The organism is Desulfothermus sp., assembly GCF_053993635.1.
On record NZ_JBMYBT010000017.1, the window covers coordinates 1 to 17,874 of the forward strand.

The 17,874-nt window shown below is 34.8% G+C and carries 25 protein-coding genes and 1 pseudogene; 14 read left to right on the forward strand and 12 right to left on the reverse strand.

Annotated features, from left to right (window positions below):
* Nucleotides 1-774: FtsH protease activity modulator HflK (hflK, locus tag ACY2V1_RS01200; protein ID WP_461832966.1), on the reverse strand; the 774-nt coding region annotated here is incomplete at its 3' end.
* Between the two features lie 236 nt (nucleotides 775-1,010).
* Between hflK and ACY2V1_RS01205 the strand changes: the two genes are divergently transcribed.
* From ACY2V1_RS01205 to ACY2V1_RS01245, 9 genes are all read left to right on the forward strand, one after another.
* Nucleotides 1,011-2,390 (forward strand): phosphomannomutase/phosphoglucomutase, encoded by a 1,380-nt coding sequence (locus tag ACY2V1_RS01205; RefSeq protein WP_461832967.1) that lies wholly within the window; start codon nucleotides 1,011-1,013, stop codon nucleotides 2,388-2,390.
* Nucleotides 2,383-2,883, forward strand: a complete 501-nt coding sequence (locus tag ACY2V1_RS01210; RefSeq protein WP_461832968.1) for a hypothetical protein — start codon at nucleotides 2,383-2,385, stop codon at nucleotides 2,881-2,883. The genes ACY2V1_RS01205 and ACY2V1_RS01210 overlap by 8 nt, the downstream gene beginning before the upstream one ends.
* Nucleotides 2,876-3,331 carry a ribonuclease HI gene (gene rnhA, locus ACY2V1_RS01215; RefSeq protein ID WP_461832969.1) on the forward strand — a complete coding sequence of 152 codons (456 nt, stop codon included), beginning with the start codon at nucleotides 2,876-2,878 and terminating at the stop codon, nucleotides 3,329-3,331. Before ACY2V1_RS01210 ends, rnhA begins: the two co-directional genes overlap by 8 nt.
* A 2-nt stretch (nucleotides 3,332-3,333) precedes the next feature.
* Nucleotides 3,334-4,032: a ribonuclease III gene (gene rnc / locus ACY2V1_RS01220; RefSeq protein WP_461832970.1), complete on the forward strand. Its 699-nt coding sequence runs from the start codon at nucleotides 3,334-3,336 to the stop codon at nucleotides 4,030-4,032.
* Between the two features lie 6 nt (nucleotides 4,033-4,038).
* Nucleotides 4,039-4,695: a sulfotransferase family 2 domain-containing protein gene (locus ACY2V1_RS01225; RefSeq protein ID WP_461832971.1), complete on the forward strand. Its 657-nt coding sequence runs from the start codon at nucleotides 4,039-4,041 to the stop codon at nucleotides 4,693-4,695.
* A 127-nt stretch (nucleotides 4,696-4,822) separates the two neighbouring features.
* Entirely contained in the window at nucleotides 4,823-5,497 is a 675-nt protein-coding gene (locus tag ACY2V1_RS01230) for a protein-L-isoaspartate(D-aspartate) O-methyltransferase (RefSeq protein ID WP_461832972.1), read from the forward strand.
* Complete coding sequence (gene uvrC / locus ACY2V1_RS01235; protein ID WP_461832973.1) at nucleotides 5,485-7,326, forward strand: excinuclease ABC subunit UvrC; 1,842 nt, start codon at nucleotides 5,485-5,487, stop codon at nucleotides 7,324-7,326. The genes ACY2V1_RS01230 and uvrC overlap by 13 nt, the downstream gene beginning before the upstream one ends.
* Nucleotides 7,327-7,355: 29 nt before the next feature.
* Nucleotides 7,356-7,823: a chemotaxis protein CheX gene (locus ACY2V1_RS01240; RefSeq protein ID WP_461832974.1), complete on the forward strand. Its 468-nt coding sequence runs from the start codon at nucleotides 7,356-7,358 to the stop codon at nucleotides 7,821-7,823.
* A gap of 31 nt (nucleotides 7,824-7,854) precedes the next feature.
* A complete protein-coding gene (locus ACY2V1_RS01245) occupies nucleotides 7,855-8,244 on the forward strand; it encodes a chemotaxis response regulator CheY (RefSeq protein ID WP_459875786.1) in 390 nt (129 codons plus the stop codon).
* Between the two features lie 10 nt (nucleotides 8,245-8,254).
* Here the strand turns inward: ACY2V1_RS01245 and tilS are convergent, their stop codons facing one another.
* Genes tilS through ACY2V1_RS01260 form a run of 3 tightly spaced genes read right to left on the reverse strand, consistent with a single transcriptional unit; the run spans nucleotide 8,255 to nucleotide 10,126 of the window.
* Nucleotides 8,255-9,277 carry a tRNA lysidine(34) synthetase TilS gene (tilS, locus tag ACY2V1_RS01250; protein WP_461832975.1) on the reverse strand — a complete coding sequence of 341 codons (1,023 nt, stop codon included), beginning with the start codon at nucleotides 9,275-9,277 and terminating at the stop codon, nucleotides 8,255-8,257.
* Nucleotides 9,278-9,283: 6 nt separating this feature from the next.
* A complete protein-coding gene (locus ACY2V1_RS01255; protein WP_461832976.1) occupies nucleotides 9,284-9,628 on the reverse strand; it encodes a hypothetical protein in 345 nt (114 codons plus the stop codon).
* Between the two features lie 36 nt (nucleotides 9,629-9,664).
* Nucleotides 9,665-10,126, reverse strand: coding sequence for a hypothetical protein (locus tag ACY2V1_RS01260; RefSeq protein ID WP_461832977.1), 462 nt, complete (start codon nucleotides 10,124-10,126; stop codon nucleotides 9,665-9,667).
* Here ACY2V1_RS01260 and ACY2V1_RS01265 point away from each other — a divergent pair.
* Nucleotides 10,095-10,763 carry a septal ring lytic transglycosylase RlpA family protein gene (locus tag ACY2V1_RS01265; protein ID WP_461832978.1) on the forward strand — a complete coding sequence of 223 codons (669 nt, stop codon included), beginning with the start codon at nucleotides 10,095-10,097 and terminating at the stop codon, nucleotides 10,761-10,763. The genes ACY2V1_RS01260 and ACY2V1_RS01265 overlap by 32 nt on opposite strands.
* Here ACY2V1_RS01265 and ACY2V1_RS01270 read toward each other — a convergent pair.
* The 8 genes and pseudogenes from ACY2V1_RS01270 to ACY2V1_RS01305 all read right to left on the reverse strand — a co-directional run bounded on the left by ACY2V1_RS01270 (nucleotide 10,747) and on the right by ACY2V1_RS01305 (nucleotide 13,039).
* Nucleotides 10,747-11,043 (reverse strand): integration host factor subunit alpha, encoded by a 297-nt coding sequence (locus ACY2V1_RS01270; RefSeq protein WP_461832979.1) that lies wholly within the window; start codon nucleotides 11,041-11,043, stop codon nucleotides 10,747-10,749. The genes ACY2V1_RS01265 and ACY2V1_RS01270 overlap by 17 nt on opposite strands.
* A gap of 27 nt (nucleotides 11,044-11,070) precedes the next feature.
* On the reverse strand, nucleotides 11,071-11,478 hold the full coding sequence (locus tag ACY2V1_RS01275) for an HIT family protein (RefSeq protein WP_461832980.1): 408 nt from the start codon (nucleotides 11,476-11,478) through the stop codon (nucleotides 11,071-11,073).
* A gap of 75 nt (nucleotides 11,479-11,553) precedes the next feature.
* Nucleotides 11,554-11,754 (reverse strand): hypothetical protein, encoded by a 201-nt coding sequence (locus ACY2V1_RS01280; RefSeq protein WP_461832981.1) that lies wholly within the window; start codon nucleotides 11,752-11,754, stop codon nucleotides 11,554-11,556.
* A gap of 10 nt (nucleotides 11,755-11,764) precedes the next feature.
* Nucleotides 11,765-11,980, reverse strand: a pseudogene (locus tag ACY2V1_RS01285) (type II toxin-antitoxin system RelE family toxin); the annotation flags it as partial.
* Nucleotides 11,981-12,087: 107 nt separating this feature from the next.
* Nucleotides 12,088-12,219, reverse strand: coding sequence for a type II toxin-antitoxin system RelE family toxin (locus ACY2V1_RS01290; RefSeq protein WP_461832982.1), 132 nt, complete (start codon nucleotides 12,217-12,219; stop codon nucleotides 12,088-12,090).
* 123 nt (nucleotides 12,220-12,342) lie between these two features.
* Nucleotides 12,343-12,543, reverse strand: coding sequence for a RelB antitoxin-like protein (locus ACY2V1_RS01295; RefSeq protein WP_461832983.1), 201 nt, complete (start codon nucleotides 12,541-12,543; stop codon nucleotides 12,343-12,345).
* A 105-nt stretch (nucleotides 12,544-12,648) separates the two neighbouring features.
* Nucleotides 12,649-12,900, reverse strand: coding sequence for a hypothetical protein (locus tag ACY2V1_RS01300; protein ID WP_461832984.1), 252 nt, complete (start codon nucleotides 12,898-12,900; stop codon nucleotides 12,649-12,651).
* Nucleotides 12,881-13,039, reverse strand: coding sequence for a BrnT family toxin (locus ACY2V1_RS01305; RefSeq protein ID WP_461832985.1), 159 nt, complete (start codon nucleotides 13,037-13,039; stop codon nucleotides 12,881-12,883). Before ACY2V1_RS01305 ends, ACY2V1_RS01300 begins: the two co-directional genes overlap by 20 nt.
* 238 nt (nucleotides 13,040-13,277) lie before the next feature.
* Here ACY2V1_RS01305 and ACY2V1_RS01310 point away from each other — a divergent pair, with 238 nt between their 5' ends.
* From ACY2V1_RS01310 to ACY2V1_RS01325, 4 genes are all read left to right on the forward strand, one after another.
* A complete protein-coding gene (locus ACY2V1_RS01310) occupies nucleotides 13,278-14,294 on the forward strand; it encodes an elongator complex protein 3 (protein WP_461832986.1) in 1,017 nt (338 codons plus the stop codon).
* A gap of 27 nt (nucleotides 14,295-14,321) precedes the next feature.
* Complete coding sequence (locus ACY2V1_RS01315; RefSeq protein ID WP_461832987.1) at nucleotides 14,322-15,236, forward strand: aspartate carbamoyltransferase catalytic subunit; 915 nt, start codon at nucleotides 14,322-14,324, stop codon at nucleotides 15,234-15,236.
* Between the two features lie 19 nt (nucleotides 15,237-15,255).
* The gene (locus tag ACY2V1_RS01320) at nucleotides 15,256-16,551 is read left to right on the forward strand and encodes a dihydroorotase (RefSeq protein WP_461832988.1); all 1,296 of its coding nucleotides are present in this window, start codon (nucleotides 15,256-15,258) and stop codon (nucleotides 16,549-16,551) included.
* On the forward strand, nucleotides 16,544-17,874 hold a 1,331-nt coding region (locus ACY2V1_RS01325; RefSeq protein WP_461832989.1), incomplete at its 3' end, for a sigma-54-dependent transcriptional regulator. The genes ACY2V1_RS01320 and ACY2V1_RS01325, both read left to right, overlap by 8 nt.

Consider the following 17,874-nt stretch of genomic DNA (forward strand, 5'->3'; position numbering starts at 1 on the left):
TATTTCATTTCTATACGCCATTGCCTGGTTTATCAACCTGCTCTTATCTTCTTTAGCAGAGGCAACGTCCTTAAATGCATCTAGCACCTGTTTTGGTGGATGCACGTCCTGAAGTTTTACGGCCACTACCTGTATGCCACTATGATAACTATCAAGTATTTGCTGAAGTAACTTCTGGGTTTTATTTTGAATACCGAATTTTTCAGTTGTGAGCACTGCATTAATCTGATTATTTCCTATAACTGCCCTCATTGCCGCTTCTGCTGCGTCTTTAACTGTTTTAAAAGGATTGCTTATATTAAAGAGATAGGAATAAGCATCTTTAATCCTATATTGAACAATAAATTGCACATCCACAATATTCTCATCTCCTGTTAACATCAATGATTCTTTGGGAACTGCCCTGTAGTTATTAATACCTGTTCCCAGGGTTACACTTCTAAAACCTATTTCTACCCTTTTTATTTGAGTTACACTTGGAGTCAAAACTGTCTCTATTGGATATGGTAAATGATAATGGGGACCTGGGCCAGAAATTCTATTAAAAGCCCCAAATCTCTTAATTACCCCAACCTGATCTGGATTTACTATGTAAAATCCACTTGCAAGCCAGAGCAATACAACTATCCCAATCAAAATTTGAAGACCTTTACCCTTAAGATTGTCCCCAAAAGGCAACTTCTCTTTTAGCTTTGAAATATCGGGTAAGGGTGGCTTATTGGACCTTGAAAATTTCTCTTTTCTTTCTTCTAACTTGTCCCAATCCCAATTCACAACATCCTCCTTTTTTGGCCTTAAAACCATATTTTTTTACAAGTTATAGAAACCCATCAATTTAAGATCACCATTATGAAGCTAATTTTTCTTAAATTATGTCAAAACCAAAATTTAGGGTCAATAAATTTTTAATCAAACCATTAAATTATCTGCCTTGCCATATCTAGAAATAAAGATTAAATTAAAATAAGTAAAATGGATAGTAAAAAACAAAAAATAAAAGGAGGCGAAAAGTGAAACAAATAAATCAAGATGTATTCAGGGCTTACGACATAAGGGGAATTGTTGACAAGGACTTTGATGAAGAATGGGTAGAGGTGTTAGGTCAGGCATGTGGTACTTATTTTCTAGACAAAGGATACAATAAGTGTGTTGTAGGAAGAGATTGCAGACACAGCTCTCCTGCATATCAAAAGGCTATGGTTAAGGGCCTAATTTCTACTGGAATAGATGTCATAATACTTCCAATGGTCCCAACCCCAATTTTTTATTTTTCAGTAAAACATCTAAAATTAAATGCTGGAGTTATGATCACTGCATCTCATAATCCCCCAGAATTTAATGGGTTTAAGGTATGGGCAGGACTGGACACCATCCACACCACAGAAATACAAAACCTCTACAAAATAATGAAAGCTGGTAAATTTAAAAAAGGCGAAGGTTTTGCCAGTGAATTTGACCCAATACCCATATATCTAGATGAATTAACAAAGGGAATCAAAATAGAAAATAAAGTAAAGGTAGTTGTAGATGGCGGTAATGGCACATCTGGTAACATCTGCAAAGAGCTCTTGATGCGTCTTGGGTGCGAAGTCCACTGCCTATATTGCGACCCAGACCCAGATTTTCCTAATCACCATCCTGATCCAACGGTTCTTGAAAATATTAAAGATCTAAGGCAAAAAGTAATTGACACAAAATCCCATCTTGGCGTGGGTTTTGATGGAGACGGTGATAGGATTGGAGTTGTTGACGAAAATGGTAATGTCCTTTATGGAGATCAAGTCCTGGCTATCTTTGCAAGGGAGGTCTTAAAGGAAAATCCAGGTGCAAAGATAATTGGAGAAGTAAAGTGTTCTCACCTCCTTTACAGAGATATTCAAAACCATGGTGGAACTCCAATTATGTGGAAGACAGGTCACTCACTCATAAAGGCCAAAATGAGGGAACAAGGGGCCTTACTTGCAGGAGAAATGAGTGGACACATGTTTTTTGCAGATAGATACTATGGGTATGACGATGCCATATACGCAGCAGCCAGGTTAATAGAGATCATCTCCAAAAATCCTGAAAAAAAACTGAGCACCTATCTCAGTGATTGGCCAAAGACTTACAATACTCCAGAAATCAGGATGGATTGTCCAGAAAAAATAAAATTTCAGGTGGTAGAGAAGGCAAAAGAGTATTTTAAAAAACATGCTCAAGGAGGGGAAATCATTGATGTTGACGGAATTAGAATTAATTTTAAGGATGGATGGGGACTTATTAGGGCGTCAAATACCCAGCCAGTACTGGTTTTAAGATTCGAGGCTGAAAGTCCAGAAAGGCTTAAGGAAATTCGGGAGTTTTTTGAAACTCCCCTAAAAAAATGGATATCAGAACTAAATGGTTAGGATAAAAAGATATCACAAAGACTCATCACCCCTTGTTTCTATGCTCAGAACCACAGGGGTGGTGCTAGTCTTTTTTGTCACAGGACTTATTTTTTGGAAAAACTATGAGTCCACTTTAGAAAAAATAACCAGTAGACAAAGGGTATACGACCAGACCAAAACTCTGTCAAAATCCCAGAGGAAAATTTTATTGAATTTTGCCAGATATTTAAAAGACTTATATGGAATTGATTTAAAAATTAATATAAATAAAAAACACGTCATAAAACCACACAATCCCTCAAAGACCCTTTTTATTGGGATTTGTCCTCCAAAAAAAAAGGCTGTAATACATTTCCCTATTCTCTTAAAAAAATCACTTCCCCAAGAGTTTACAAATTATATGGAAACAGAGTATTGTAAGACATATTTATCAAAGGAGACATGGCCAATTGGTCTTATTAATGGTGTAAAATTAATTTATGATCAATTGAATAATTTGAGCAATGAATAAAAATAATAAATTACCTGAGGTTTGCATCTACACAGACGGTGCATGCATTGGAAATCCAGGCCCAGGGGGCTGGGCTGCAATTTTAAAATCTGGCCCTTATTCCAAAAAAATATCAGGAGGAGAAAAATATACAACGAATAACAGGATGGAATTAACTGCAATAATAAAGGGATTAGAGGCCCTTAAAAAAAGGTGTAGTGTTAAGATATATACAGATTCAAAATATATCCATGATGCCATAAATAAAAAATGGATAGAAAAATGGATTAAATCCAATTGGTTGAATGCTGCAAAAAAACCAGTAAAAAATAGGGAACTCTGGGAGAGATTAATTGAACTTTTAAATAACCATGAGGTAAAAATTTTCTGGGTCAAGGGACATAGTGGACATACAGAAAATGAAAGATGTGATTTTCTCGCTAGACAAGAAGCAAATAAAAGAAAATAGCCATGCACAAATTAAAGTTAGACGAACTTGAAAAAATTATAAAATACAAATTCAATAATAAAGAGTTGCTTATAACTGCACTTAGCCACTCTTCTTATGCCAATGAAAATCCAAATTTTAGGGAAAACAACGAACGACTGGAATTCCTTGGAGATGCAGTACTTGAACTCTTGGTCTCTGAAGAACTATATAAAAAATTCCCAAATGCACAAGAGGGAGAGCTTACCAGCACCAGGGCCTATTTGGTAAATGAAGCCTTTCTCGCCAAAATGGCCAGGGAAATTAAACTCAATCACTTTTTATTGCTTGGAAAAGGGGAAGAAAATCAAGGAGGTAGAGAGAGGGAGGCCAATTTGTGCGATGCCTTTGAGGCACTTATTGGAGCAGTTTTTTTAGATGGAGGATATGAAAAGGCAAAAAATTTTGTTAAAAATTTATTTAAAGACAAATGGCCTACAAGTTGTGTTGAAAAAGTAAAAAAAGATTACAAGAGCAAGCTACAAGAAATCACTCAGAGGATATTTAAGGAACGTCCAAAATATGTATTAATAGATAGCTTTGGTCCTGAACACGCAAAGTCATACACTGTAAAGGTTATTCTCCCTAACCAGTGGAGTTTTGAGGCTACCTCTACCAGTATAAAAAAGGCTGAACAGCTTGCTGCAAAAAAGGCCACGCATGCAATAAATTTAAGTAAGTAACTTAAAATGCTTATATCATATAAATACAAATTCATATTTGTTCATATTGCAAAAACTGGGGGAACAAGTATAAGATCAGCTCTAACACCTCTTTTGCTGAGAGATCCATTTAGATGGGTACAGTATATATTTAATCGTATTAGTGATATAACAAGTCACAAAATAGGAGTTAAGTTCCCCAGACATGCAAAGATAATTGCAGCTTACGAAATACTTCCAGGGGAAATATTTAATTCTTTTTTTAAATTTGCATTTGTTAGAAATCCCTGGGACTTACAGGTAAGCTCTTTTCACCATATAAAAAGGGAGCGACCCCATTTGATTGAACACATAAAATCATTTGAAGATTTTTTAAAATTTAAATTACAAGAACCAAGGCCGTACCACTATATTTTAGATGCATCTAAAGAGCCTCAATGGTTTTCTCTTGTGGATATCAATGGAAAATGTTTGATGGACTTTATTGGAAGATATGAAAATTTAGAAAATGATTTTAATTCTGTCCTCAAAAAAATTGGAATAAAGAAAAAAATTAAACTACCCCACAAAAGAAAGGCAAAGGATAGAGACAAAGATTACAGAAAATATTATACAGACAAGGCAGCAGAAATAGTTGAAAAACATTTCAGGATTGATATAGAAAAGTTTGGATATAAGTTCTGATCTAAAAATTTAAATCAAACAAGGAGGATTAAAGGATGTTTAGCGGCATAATGTTACTTTTGGGATTAATGTGTGTTGGACTTTTCCTATATCTTTTGCAAAAAGAAGATGGTTACACAGACGAGCAATGATTGATAATAATACCCAGAAAGCAGACCTATTTGAATCCCTTCGCCACAGGATGGTGGAAGAACAAATTATAAGGAGGGGAGTGACAAATCCCCTTGTAATATCTGCCATGAAAAAGGTGCCCAGGCACCTTTTTGTGTCAAAAGATCTTATCCACAAAGCATATGAGGATAGACCACTTCCAATTGGACATGAGCAAACCATCTCTCAGCCATATATTGTTGCATATATGACCCAGGCCTTGAGATTAGTTGGAGGAGAAAAGGTATTAGAAGTTGGAACAGGGTGTGGATATCAGGCTGCTGTATTGGCTGAAATAGCAAAGGAAGTTTATACAATAGAAAGGATTGCTGAGCTGGCAGAAAAGGCAAAAAATACCCTTAAGTCTCTAAACTATAATAATGTGCATGTAGTAGTAGGGGACGGCACATTAGGTCTAGAGGAATTTGCCCCATATGACGCCATAATAGTCACTGCAGGTGGTCCAAAAATACCTAAAACACTTATTGAACAATTAAAAGTCGGTGGCTCACTGGTTATGCCTGTTGGAGAATATAAATATGGACAAACACTTACCAGGATAACCAAGGGTGTTAATGGAAAAATAAATGAGGAAAAATTAATAGATGTGCTCTTTGTTCCTTTAATTGGAGATGAGGGATGGAAACAATAAAACAAATCTCCTCTCTTCCTCAATCTTGTGGAGTCTATTTATTTAAAAATAGCCACGACAAAGTAATCTACGTTGGAAAGGCGAAAAATATAAAAAAAAGGGTATCTCAATATTTTAGAAGCTATGTCACTTCAGATAAAACTCAGCTTTTAGTCTCAGAAATTAGCAATATTGACTTTATTTGCACCTCTACAGAAAAAGAGGCCCTTCTTTTAGAGTTTAACTTAATAAAAAAATACAGACCTAAATACAACATACTGCTTCGGGATGATAAAGCTTATCTATTATTTAAAATAGATTTAAACCATCCATATCCCAGGATTCAAATAACTCGTAAGATTGTTAAAAAGAATAATTGCAAATATTTCGGACCATATACGTCTGCAAAAGCTGCCAGACAAACTTATAAACTCCTAAATAAAATCTTCCCAATTAGAAAATGTAAAGATACTATTTTCAAAAACAGAACAAGACCATGTCTCCAATACCATATTAAAAGATGTCTTGCTCCTTGTTGTTTGAACGTGTCAAAAAAAGAATATATGGAGTTAATTCATGAAGTAGAGTTGTTTTTAAAGGGCAAAAATCAAAAACTTATCTCAAAACTTGAAAAAGAAATGTGGAATGCATCAGATAAATTGGAATTTGAAAAGGCAGCACAAATAAGAAACAAAATATTTGAAATAAAAAAAACCCTTGAGCAACAAAGGGTTATACTGCCTACAAATGGAGACATGGATGTGTTTTCAATTGATATAAATGAGCAACTAGTAGGTGTTGGGATACTAATTTTAAGAGAAGGACGACTTGTGGACCAGAAAGATTTTCAATTCAGCCATGAAAAAATAAGACCCTTTGAGTTAGATAGAGAACATATTTTAAAGGAGATTTTAAATGCTGTAATCTTTCAATTTTATTCTATAAATCCCTATGTGCCAGACAAAATCCTACTACCTATTAATTATAATTTAGACCCTCAGGTTTTGGATTTTTTACAGGTAAAAAAAGGCAAAAAAATTCAGATGATCTCACCTACCACCAGTACACACAAAGATCTTCTTAGGCTGGCAAGTTTAAACATATTTAAAGAAAACCTTCCCAAACAGATGAAAGAATTAATAGGGTTATCAAAATTACTAAAAATGGACAATATACCCAAACGAATAGAGGTAATTGATGCTTCCCATATTATGGGCAAGCATACAATGGTGGGGATGATAGTATGTGAACATGGGGAACTAAAAAAACATGAATACAGAATTTTTAAATTTGAAGACTTAGATGAGACACGGGATGATTATTTAACCTTACATCTCTGGACTCAAAAAAGATTTAAGTTGGGTGCACCCTGGCCAGATTTGCTTATTATAGACGGCGGAAAGGGACAATTAAATGCAGTGAAACAGGGCTTTGAAAAATTGTTTAATGGTCCTGTTCCTTTCAAATTAATCTCAATAGCCAAGCCTAGACAAAACATGGAGCCTGACAAAATATATATAATGGGAAGAAAAAATCCATTAATACTGCCGAAAAATTCAAAAGAACTTTTATTTATCCAATTTTTAAGGGACAATGTGCACAGGTTTACCATATCCAAAACCAGGGCTAAAGCCAGAAAAACAACAATTCAAAGCGATTTAACAAAGATAAAGGGAATAGGGCCAAAGACCTTTAAATTGCTAATGTCCCACTTCAACTCCCTGGATAATATCCTAAATGTTACTTGCGATGAACTAAAAAAAATACCAACTATTGGTGAGTCACGTTCCAAACAAATTTACTTAGGGTTGCAAAACTTAAAAGAAGAGGTTAAAAGGTCTATTAGATAGTCACTATCTCAATTTTAAGGATTCAAAGAATGGATATAAAACTAGCAAAACCCTTTATTGAAGCTACAGTTAATGTGTTATCAACTATGGCCATGATTAAACCAAAGGCAAAAAAACCATATATTAAAGACCATAATAGAGCACTAGGAGATGTATCTGGTATTGTTGGTTTTACAGCCGATGGGGGAAAAAAAGGAGTTATGAGTGTTTCTTTCTCAAAAAAATGTGCTATTCAGATAGTAAAAAACTTACTTGGAGACGATATTGAAAACATTGTAGAAGATGTCCAAGATGCAGTGGGAGAAATAACCAACATGATCTCTGGCCAAGCCAGGGCAAAATTGGCTGAGATGGGCATTACAATGGAAGGTGCCACTCCAACAGTTATAATGGGTGAAAATCACACCATAACACACATAACAAAAGACCAAATAATGGCGGTTCCTTTTACCACTGAATATGGAGACTTTGTGGTGGAATTCAGCATGAGTGAATAAAGAAAAAATTTTAAAAAAGGAGATATAAGCTATGTCAATTAACAAAAATATGAGGATACTGGTAGTAGATGATTTTTCCACAATGAGGAGAATCATAAAAAACATCCTCAAACAGCTGGGTTTTACCAATGTTGTAGATGCAGATGATGGCACTACTGCATGGGAAATCCTAAACAAAGACAAAATTGACTTTATAATTTCTGACTGGAATATGCCCAAGATGTCAGGTATAGAACTCCTTAGAAAGGTTCGTGCAAGCGAAGAATTTGCAGACATACCATTTTTAATGGTCACTGCTGAAGGTCAACAGGAAAACGTTATAGAGGCAGTTCAGGCAGGGGTATCAAATTACATTGTAAAGCCGTTTACTCCAGAGACCTTTGAACAAAAGATAAAAAAGATCTTTGAAAAAAAGAAATAGCTTTTTCTATTTACTGATCTTTAAAAAAAATGATCATATTTTTCCTTACTTTTACTTTCTTATTACCAGGAAATTGGATTAAGCGGGGGCCTTTATAATTTACAATGGAATTATCTAAATTATGTAAATTTGCAAATAGGGATGTATTATGACCTAAACGGTTTAATACATCCCTATACCATCTTAAGCGTATTGCCTTTGAAAGCTTAGTAAAATCATTTCTTTTTATACAAATCTCCCCATTATTTATTACTTCTTTGTTTCTCAATTTATTTAATTCTTTTTCATAAAACTCTACATCAACTTGAGATAAAACCCATAAATTTTTCATAGATTTTAAAAAATTTGGATTTTCTTCTAAAAGCAAAGGTAAAATTTTATGCCTTATTCGATTTCTTTTATATGTTAAGTTGTAATTGGACTCATCTTCTACCCATTTAATTGAATAATTATTGAGTAAGGATATAAGCTTTTTTTTAGGAATAAGTAATAAGGGTCTGAAAATCTTTTTTTGAAAATTAATCGCATCCATACCACCCAATGAAGGCCAGCCCACTCCCCTTGTAAGTCTCATCAAAATATCTTCTGCAAGGTCATTTAAGTGATGACCAGTACAAATAAAATCAGATCCAGTCTTTATCCGTACCCCCTCTAAAAAACGATATCTAATAACCCTTGCTGCTTCTTCAATACCAATTTTTCGCACTTTACTGTAGACAGCTACTTTTGATGAACCAGCAATAAAAGAAATTTTATTTTCTTTGCAAAGTTGCTCAACAAATTCCTTTTCTCTTTGTGAAACATCCCTGAGCCTGTGATCTAAATGGGCAACCACTATTTTAAAGCACAAGCTCTTTTTCAGGACATTCATGATAAAAAGCAGTGCTATTGAATCTGCACCACCTGACACCGCCAAAACTATTTTTTTGTTTTTTAGAGGTATATGGAGTTCATCTAAAATAAAATTCTTTACATCTAAAACTAAATGAACATCCTCTGGTTTTAGTTCTTTTAAGGACTCAATTAATTTCATGGTGATCTAATTCAATTTTTTTTCATTAATTACTGAGAAATAGATATTTTCAACCAAATTTATACCATAATTTCTTTGTTGTACAGTGGCAAAAGAAATGCAACTACACCTTATTTTGTTGGTTGCCCTAACTAAGAGTTCTAATTTTATGAAGTCTCTCCCAAGCTCTAAAGAAAATATATAGGGACCACAACTTGCAAAATGCTCTTTTTGAGTAGCATTTAAAAGTTCCTCTGGGATCTGAATCCAAAATATATCCTCTATTGGACTTTTATAATTTTTTCCCTTTAAATATGCCCTTACTTTCTCTATATCAGCTTTTTTTATTTCATCTATCACATAACTTATCACTATTTATCCCTCCTCTAGGTTAAATTATAAATTTTCCTAAATTGTGGCTATAATTTGTTTCCTAAAGTATTTAACTCCCCAATACCCAATTAAAATTGCCTCAGCAGCGTCAAGATTTACCAGCTTTGGAGGAGAAAGACCAGATTCAATTATTATGTTTCGTGCATATATACCAGCCAGCCTTTTAGACTCTTTACCTGTAAGATTCCTTGACCCAAGAATATCTCCCCTCCACCTTTCTGGGGATACATACATAACTGGTACATCTAATTTAGTTCCTTTTTTCCTCCAAATCTTTCCAATGTCCCTGCTTCCTTCAATTACTATGAGAGATAGCTCCCACTTTGTTGAAATTTTATAAAGGATATTATTTACTCCCTTTTTTAGCCTATTTCTATTGCCAAAATTGTGGGACCAGAACCACAAAAGGTTTGCATTTTCTGAAAAAAGGGCTAAACCTGTTTTTATGCCAAGATCAACACTTAATATTGCCTTCATGGTTTTTGCGTCCTTTTTCCTTGTTATCTTGAGCTGTTCTAAACCAGTTACCCGATATCCTACACCATACAGACATAAGCTACAACAACAATTCAAAAACTACACAGAGAAAGGAATAGCCTCCTGGTATGGACCAAACTTTCATGGGAAAAAAACAGCCAACGGTGAAATTTACAACATGTATGCATTAACAGCAGCACACAAAATTCTTCCCTTTAACACCAAGGTATTGGTTAAAAATTTATACAACAATAAACAGGTAGTGGTGAGGATAAATGATAGAGGACCATTTGTTAAAAATAGGATAATTGATCTATCATACATGGCAGCGAAAAAAATCCACATGATAGGGACTGGTACTGCGCCTGTTATTTTAAAGGTAATTGAAACTCCTGGAGGACTAAGACAAACCTTTTTTATTCAGGTAGGTTCTTTTACTAGCAAAATAAATGCATACAGGACATATTTTGCCCTCAAAAAAATGGGATACAAAACATCTCGTATTGTTAAAATAAAATTGGACAACCAAATTTTCTGGCGCGTTCAGGCCGGTGAATTCCCATCCTTAAAAAAGGCAAAATATGCCCTCAAAAAATTAGAAAAATTCTATCCAAATTCCTTTATTCTTGCTCGTTGAGCTCTGCCCTAAACTTTCTCGAAATCCTAAAAACGCATACATTCCTTGGTGGCAGAGTTATTGTCTCATCTGTTTGTGGATTTCTGCCCTTCCTGGCCTTTTTATAGTAGCTTTCAAACTTGCCAAAACCACTAATTAACAGTGCCCTATCTTCTTTTATGGCGTTTTTCATAATAGAGAGCAGAGATTCCACATATTCCTTTACATCAGACCTATTAAATCCTGTTTTTTCGTATATTTTTTCTACTATTTCCGCTTTTGTGAGAGTCTTATTGGACATAAAAATTTTTCTCCTCTATATTTAAAATTAAACATTTTCCTTGATCTTATTGGCCAATGTCAGCATCTCATCATTTGAATCGTATTTGCCTTGCTTGACTCTAAACAATCCATCTCCCTCTATCCTTGGAATCAGATGCCAATGTGCATGGGGAATAACCTGACCTGCAGAAGGATAGTTATTCATCACCACATTTATACCAGTGGCACCAGTTGCTTTCATTATTGCTGAACCAACCTTCTGCATCACCTTTAACAAATGATTGCCCACCTCATCTGGCATATCAAATAAATTATCGTAATGCTCTTTAGGTATCACAAGGGTATGCCCCTTAGATATAGGAGCAATATCTAAAAACGCCAATATACTATCGTCTGAATAAACTTCAGCACAAGGGATTTCTCCCCTAACTATCTTACAAAAAATACACTCCATAACTTACTCCTCCTACATTTTTACGTGAATGACACTTGTCTTTAATGGTGACGCTTTCCCTTAAGGCTTTGGTTGCTATGCTAAGCCCAATATTTTTTTAGCTACTTTTAAATCAACCGTAGAAACATCTGCTTCCTTCTGCTTTGCTTCTCTCAGTTCCTTTAAATCTTCATAATCTTCTAATTCTTCTTGTAGTTTTATAAACTCCTCATAGGTTAAAACTACAAATTCTTTCTTCCCATCTTTTTCAAGTATCTGAGGTTTTATTAAGATCATTTCTAACTCCTCATCTATACGCCTCTTTTCTATGCCTTATTCTATATATTATTATCTTCTCATCCTCTATTTCAAACAATACTCTATAGTCACCTACTCTAAGACGATACTCAAAAGAATAGTTGGTCAAACGTTTAACATCCCCTTTCACACCATCAGATAAGTTTTCTATTGCTTCAAATATTCGTTTGAGGTGATCTTTAGGAATTCTTTTGCCGTCTTTTAAGGCTCTAGGTTTTAAAGGTTATAATATATCTTTGCATTTAGTTTTGGCTAACCTCAGAGGTCAGCGGCGAGCGGGTAGCCAGTCCGCTGAACCGTTTTGTTAGAAATTTATCTTTTGTAAATATCTCCTCTTGCTCCAATATAATCAACATAAATAACCTTTTCTCTCTCTTCAACCCAAAAAATAATCCTTATATCTCCAAGTCTAAATCTTCTATATCCTTTCCATTCTCCATGCATCTTCTTAACATTTAATATATCAAACCCTCCTCTCTCCAATCTTTTTAATGTATTTTTTATCGCATCCTTTTTTTCTGAGGTATTTTCGTTAAATACTTTACAACTTTTTTGTGCAAAACAACTTTATATTTCATCTAATCCAACATAAAATTCATCTTTAAAATTTTCTCTTTCATCACGAGCTTGTCTCAAATGTTCTTTCACTTCTTTCTCAAGATCAAGCCCTAAAATTTCTTCCAATTCCAAAAATTCCTTATACGGAATTATTACATCTGTTGGATTACCATTTTCATCTAATACTATTTTTTTTTGAAAAGTTATCATTTCTTACTCCATTTATAAATTTTCCCATACTTCATCTTCCTCAGGAAAAGGCCAATCTTTGGATAGTGACTTTTCACTTAGATATAATGTTTCTTTTCTTTAAGCCTAAGGCACAGTGGGTTGACGGTCAGCTTGAGCACGTTGTTCGTACTTCTTGTTTTTATATTTTTTCATAATATTGGCCAATGACCTCAGAGCTTCGTTTACAGATGTAGAATCTGGAAAATATTCCATTAATTCTGGATCCAACATTATAATATTCGTTCCCTCTTTATATCTAGAAGCGTACTTCCCACGAATACCACCACTAAAATCATATTCCTCTAACATATCTGAATCATCCCTCATTACTTTCATATTGTTTTCTCTCCTTTTTAGTTGCTTTTCTTGCACTTATTATTCTTATTTTATCACCACGCTCAGTATGTACCACAACTAATAATCGATTCTTATTTGACATGCCTAAAATAACAAATCTATCTTCATCTTGTTTCACTTTCCTCTCATCCTACTCAAATATTAACATGAATTTTTCATCCATATCATTAGTTAGCCGAACAGATTTGTTGGTGCGGGGCGATATTTTTTGATATAACAATTCATTGGACCAAAAACTTGTAAATTGATTCTATTTAAGCTAAACCAAAGATATAGCAACTAGGTAAAATTATTATAACCCACGAGGTTTTATTTTTCAAGTAACTTTAACTTTATTTTTTAAAAAAATGAAAACATTGTCCTTTTCACACCCAGAGCCAAAGAGAAAGAAGAAGACCATTGTCCCTTTTTTCATACCATTTTTGGGTTGCCCTGGAAAATGCGTCTATTGTGCGCAAAACATACAAACAGGAACCAAAATAAAGACTATTGAAGAAACATTTGAGGACTTTAAAAAACTTCTTGAGACCCTAAAAAATAGGACGAAACCTGTAGAATTGGCATTTTATGGAGGGACTTTTACTGGCCTATCTAAAAAATGGATTGAAAAATTTTTAAACTTGGCTTTGCCGCTAAAGCAGCAGGGTATTATAAACAGATTTCGTTGCTCTACCAGGCCCGATTATGTGGATCAGGAACTCCTAGCAACAATTAAAAAATTGGGAATTGATTTAGTAGAGTTTGGTATACAATCATTTGATGATTCTATATTGTCGTTATCAGGCAGGAGATATAATCAAGAAACTGCTTTGAAAGCATGTTATTTAACTAAAGAAACAGGGTTAGATTTGGGAATCCAGCTACTTCCAGGTCTTCCTGGTTTTACAAGCGAAATATGGATGAACGATATTAAGCAGACAATAAAGCTTGAGCCTGCCATGGTAAGAATTTATCCGTGTATTGTGCTAAAAGGGACAGTGCTTGAGAAAAAATTTTTAAAAAAAGATTATGTGCCACTAGACTTACACGGTTCTATTAAGTTAATAGCAAGGGGAGTTGTGCGACTCTGGAGAAACAACATTCCAGTTATAAGAATCGGTCTTCACAATGAATTTAGCCTTGAAAAAAATGTGGTGGCAGGTCCATGGTCCCCTGCATATGGTAGTATGGTGCGCTCATACATCCTGTATAAAATCATTTTTACTTATTTTATTTTGACCAACAGGTCCATAAAAAAAATATACATTCCAAAGAAGTATCAGGGCGAGCTTTTTGGATATAAAAAAATGTACAAAGATAGATATAAAAAAATGGGTTTGAATCCAGAAAATATAATCCTTCAGGACACCACCAGGTTTAAAATTGAATATTAATAACTTCAAAAAATTGGAGAAAATCCCATGGAGTGGCAACATAAACACTTACTTGATGTAGATGAACTTACACCAGACGAGATACACTATATATTTGAGCTTGCCCAGAAATTTGAAGAAATAAACTTGAGGCAGATTAAAAAAATACCTACCTTAAAGGGAAAAAGTGTAATTTTATATTTTTCAGAGCCATCCACCAGGACCAAAACATCTTTTGATATAGCAGCAAAAAGACTTTCTGCAGATGTGTTTTCCCTGCAGACCAAGGGATCAAGTGAAGAAAAGGGAGAAAGTCTAAAGGACACTGTACTTACCCTTCAAGCAATGCATCCAGACCTCATAGTTATAAGACACAAACAAAGTGGTGCTGCAAAATTTGTTTCAGAAAAAGTGGATTGTTCTGTAGTGAATGCTGGAGATGGCACCCATGCTCACCCAACACAGGCATTGTTAGATGGTTACACCTTGTATAAGGAGTGGAAAAATTTTAAAGACAAAACTGTCCTCATACTAGGAGACATAGCCCACAGCAGAGTGGCAAGATCAGATATTAAACTATACCATAAACTTGGCATAAAAGTAAGGGTTTGTGGTCCAAAAACCCTGATGCCAAAAAACATTTCCAACTGGGCTGTAGAGGTCTTCTACGACCTAAATGAAGCCATAAAAGGGATAGATGCAGTAGAATGTCTAAGGCTACAACTTGAAAGACAAGAGGCAGGCCTCCTACCCTCTTTAAGGGAATATTCAATACATTATGGACTTTCAAAACAACACCTTAAGTTGGCAAAAGACAATGTAAAAGTCATGCATCCTGGTCCTATGAACAGGGGTATTGAGATATCTTCAGATATTGCTGATTCAAAAAATAGTCTTATTTTAGATCAGGTATCTGCTGGAGTTGCTATAAGGATGGCCTTACTATATCTGTTTCTAACTTAAAAAATAATAGGGCACTATTATGAAACATAGAGAATTTATAATTACAGGTACTAAGATAAACAATGAAGAAAAAAATATATACATTAAAAACGGAAAGATCGTTGACATCCTGCCAAAACACCAAATCCCCGATTCTGTATTAAAGATAGAAAAAAAAGGAATAGTCTTACCAGCTTTAATTGATATTCACACACATTTAAGAGATCCAGGACAGGAGTACAAAGAGGACATAATTTCTGGTCTTAAGGCAGCTGCAGCTGGTGGGTTTTCCCACATATTTACAATGGCAAATACCGACCCTGTAAACGACACAGCTCCTGTAACCAGATATCTTATAGAAAAAGCAAAAAAACATTTCCCCTATGGTCCACACCTCTATCCTGTAGCTGCGCTTACCAAGGGACTGAAGGGCAAAGAACTGGCTCCCTTACAGGAACTTAAAGAGGCTGGATGTATTGCTGCATCTAACGATGGTATCCCTGTTAAAAATAATGAACTCTTTAGACGGGCAGTAGAATATGCTTCAAACGCCAATCTATTGGTTCTTGACCACTGCGAAGACCCAGACCTTGCTAAAAATACATGCATAAATGAAGGGGAAATTGGCGATAGATTAGGACTCAAAGGGCAACCTACAATAGCCGAAGCCATTCAAGTGGCAAGGGATATACTTATATCAAGTTATCTAGATATACCAATCCACCTATGTCATATAAGTTGTGAACAGTCTGTTGAACTCATATATTGGGCTAAACAAAAAGGAATCAAGATTACAGCAGAAACATGTCCACATTATCTAATTTGGGATGAATCAATATTAGAAGATTATAATACCAATGCCAAGGTAAATCCTCCACTCAGGACAAAGAATGATGTAGAGGCTTTAAGACAGGCAGTTAGAGAAAAAATAATTGACGTGATTGCCACAGACCATGCCCCCCACGCACAATTTGAAAAAGAAGTCCCTTTTGCCCTGGCACCAAATGGGATTAGTGGGCTGGATACTGCCCTCTGTCTATTATTTGAACTTGTATCAACCAATGTATTATCCATTGAAGACATTATAAGTTGCATGCACAAAAGACCAATTGAGATCTTCTCCCTAGATATACACGGGATTGAAAAGGACTATCCTGCAAATTTTATCATATTTGATACTCACCTTCAGTGGATAGTTGATGATACTACAATGATTTCAAAGGGTAAGAATACCCCTTGTTTTAGACAAAAACTAAAAGGAAAGGTTACAGCAAACTTTTGCAAGGGCAATCTTATTTATGAATTTAAAGACATGAGGCCAATTTTTTATGAGTAAGATATTAATTGTGGACGACGATCCAAGTATCTTAGATGTCTTGGAAATTGCCCTGGAAAATCAAGGATATAAGACTTTTACTGCCAAAACAATCAAACAAGCAAAAGAGATTTTGTTTTCCAACATATTGGATTTGGTTATTTTAGATATTAAGCTTGGCAATGAAAATGGATTGGATCTATTAAAGTTTATCTCAATGGAATTTCCCCTTGTACCAGTTTTAATGATAACTGCATTTGCAGACCCAAAAACTGCAGTGCAGGCCATGAAATTCGGTGCAAAGGACTATATTCCCAAGCCCTTTGACATTGAAGAATTCCTTCTGGTTGTAAAAAAGACAATTGAAAAATCCAGGCTAGAAGAAGAAAATCTTTGGCTAAAAGATCAACTCCAGAAAAAATATGGAAAGATTATTGGCAATAGTCCCAAGATGCAGGAGATCTTTAATTTAATAAATAAAATTGCTCCCACAAATATAAATGTTTTGATCACTGGGGAATCAGGCACTGGCAAAGAATTAATTGCACGGGCAATCCATGAAAATAGTTATAGAAAAGAATATCCCTTTGTTGCAGTAAACTGTGGAGGTGTCCCTGATGAGCTGGTAGAAAGTGAGTTGTTTGGATATAGAAAAGGGGCATTTACTGGTGCCGTGCAATCCAAAAAAGGTCTATTACAAAAGGCAGACAAAGGCACCTTTTTACTAGATGAAGTTGGGGAAATATCACATAATATACAAATTAAGCTCCTGAGATGTATTCAAGAGGGCACGTTTATCCCTCTGGGAGGGCTGGATGAAATCAAAGTAGATGTGAGGTTTATAGGAGCCACTAACAAAGACATAGAACAAGAGGTTGCCAAAGGAACTTTTAGAGAAGACCTTTTTTACAGATTAAGTGGAATGATACTACGTGTGCCACCTTTAAGAGAAAGGGATCAAGACATACTCCTTTTAGCTGAATATTTTTTAAAAAAATTTTCTAAAGAGCAAAATAAACCCATCAAGGGTTTTTCAAAAGAGGCTCAAAAAAAACTTATGTCGTATAATTATCCTGGGAATGTAAGGGAACTAGAAAATTTAATTGAAAGGGCAGTTGCCCTTGAAACTGGCAAATATATAACACCATCATCTATAATAATATACGAAAAATCAGTAAGTTCTAAAAAACAAGACATAGATAGAATTTTTAGAGGCGAAATAACCTTAGATGAATTTCTAGAAGAAATTGACAAAAAAATAATCCTTCAGACCCTGCAAAAGACCCATGGAAATAAAAAAGAGACCGCCAAAATCCTTGGACTAAATCCACGACAGCTCAGATA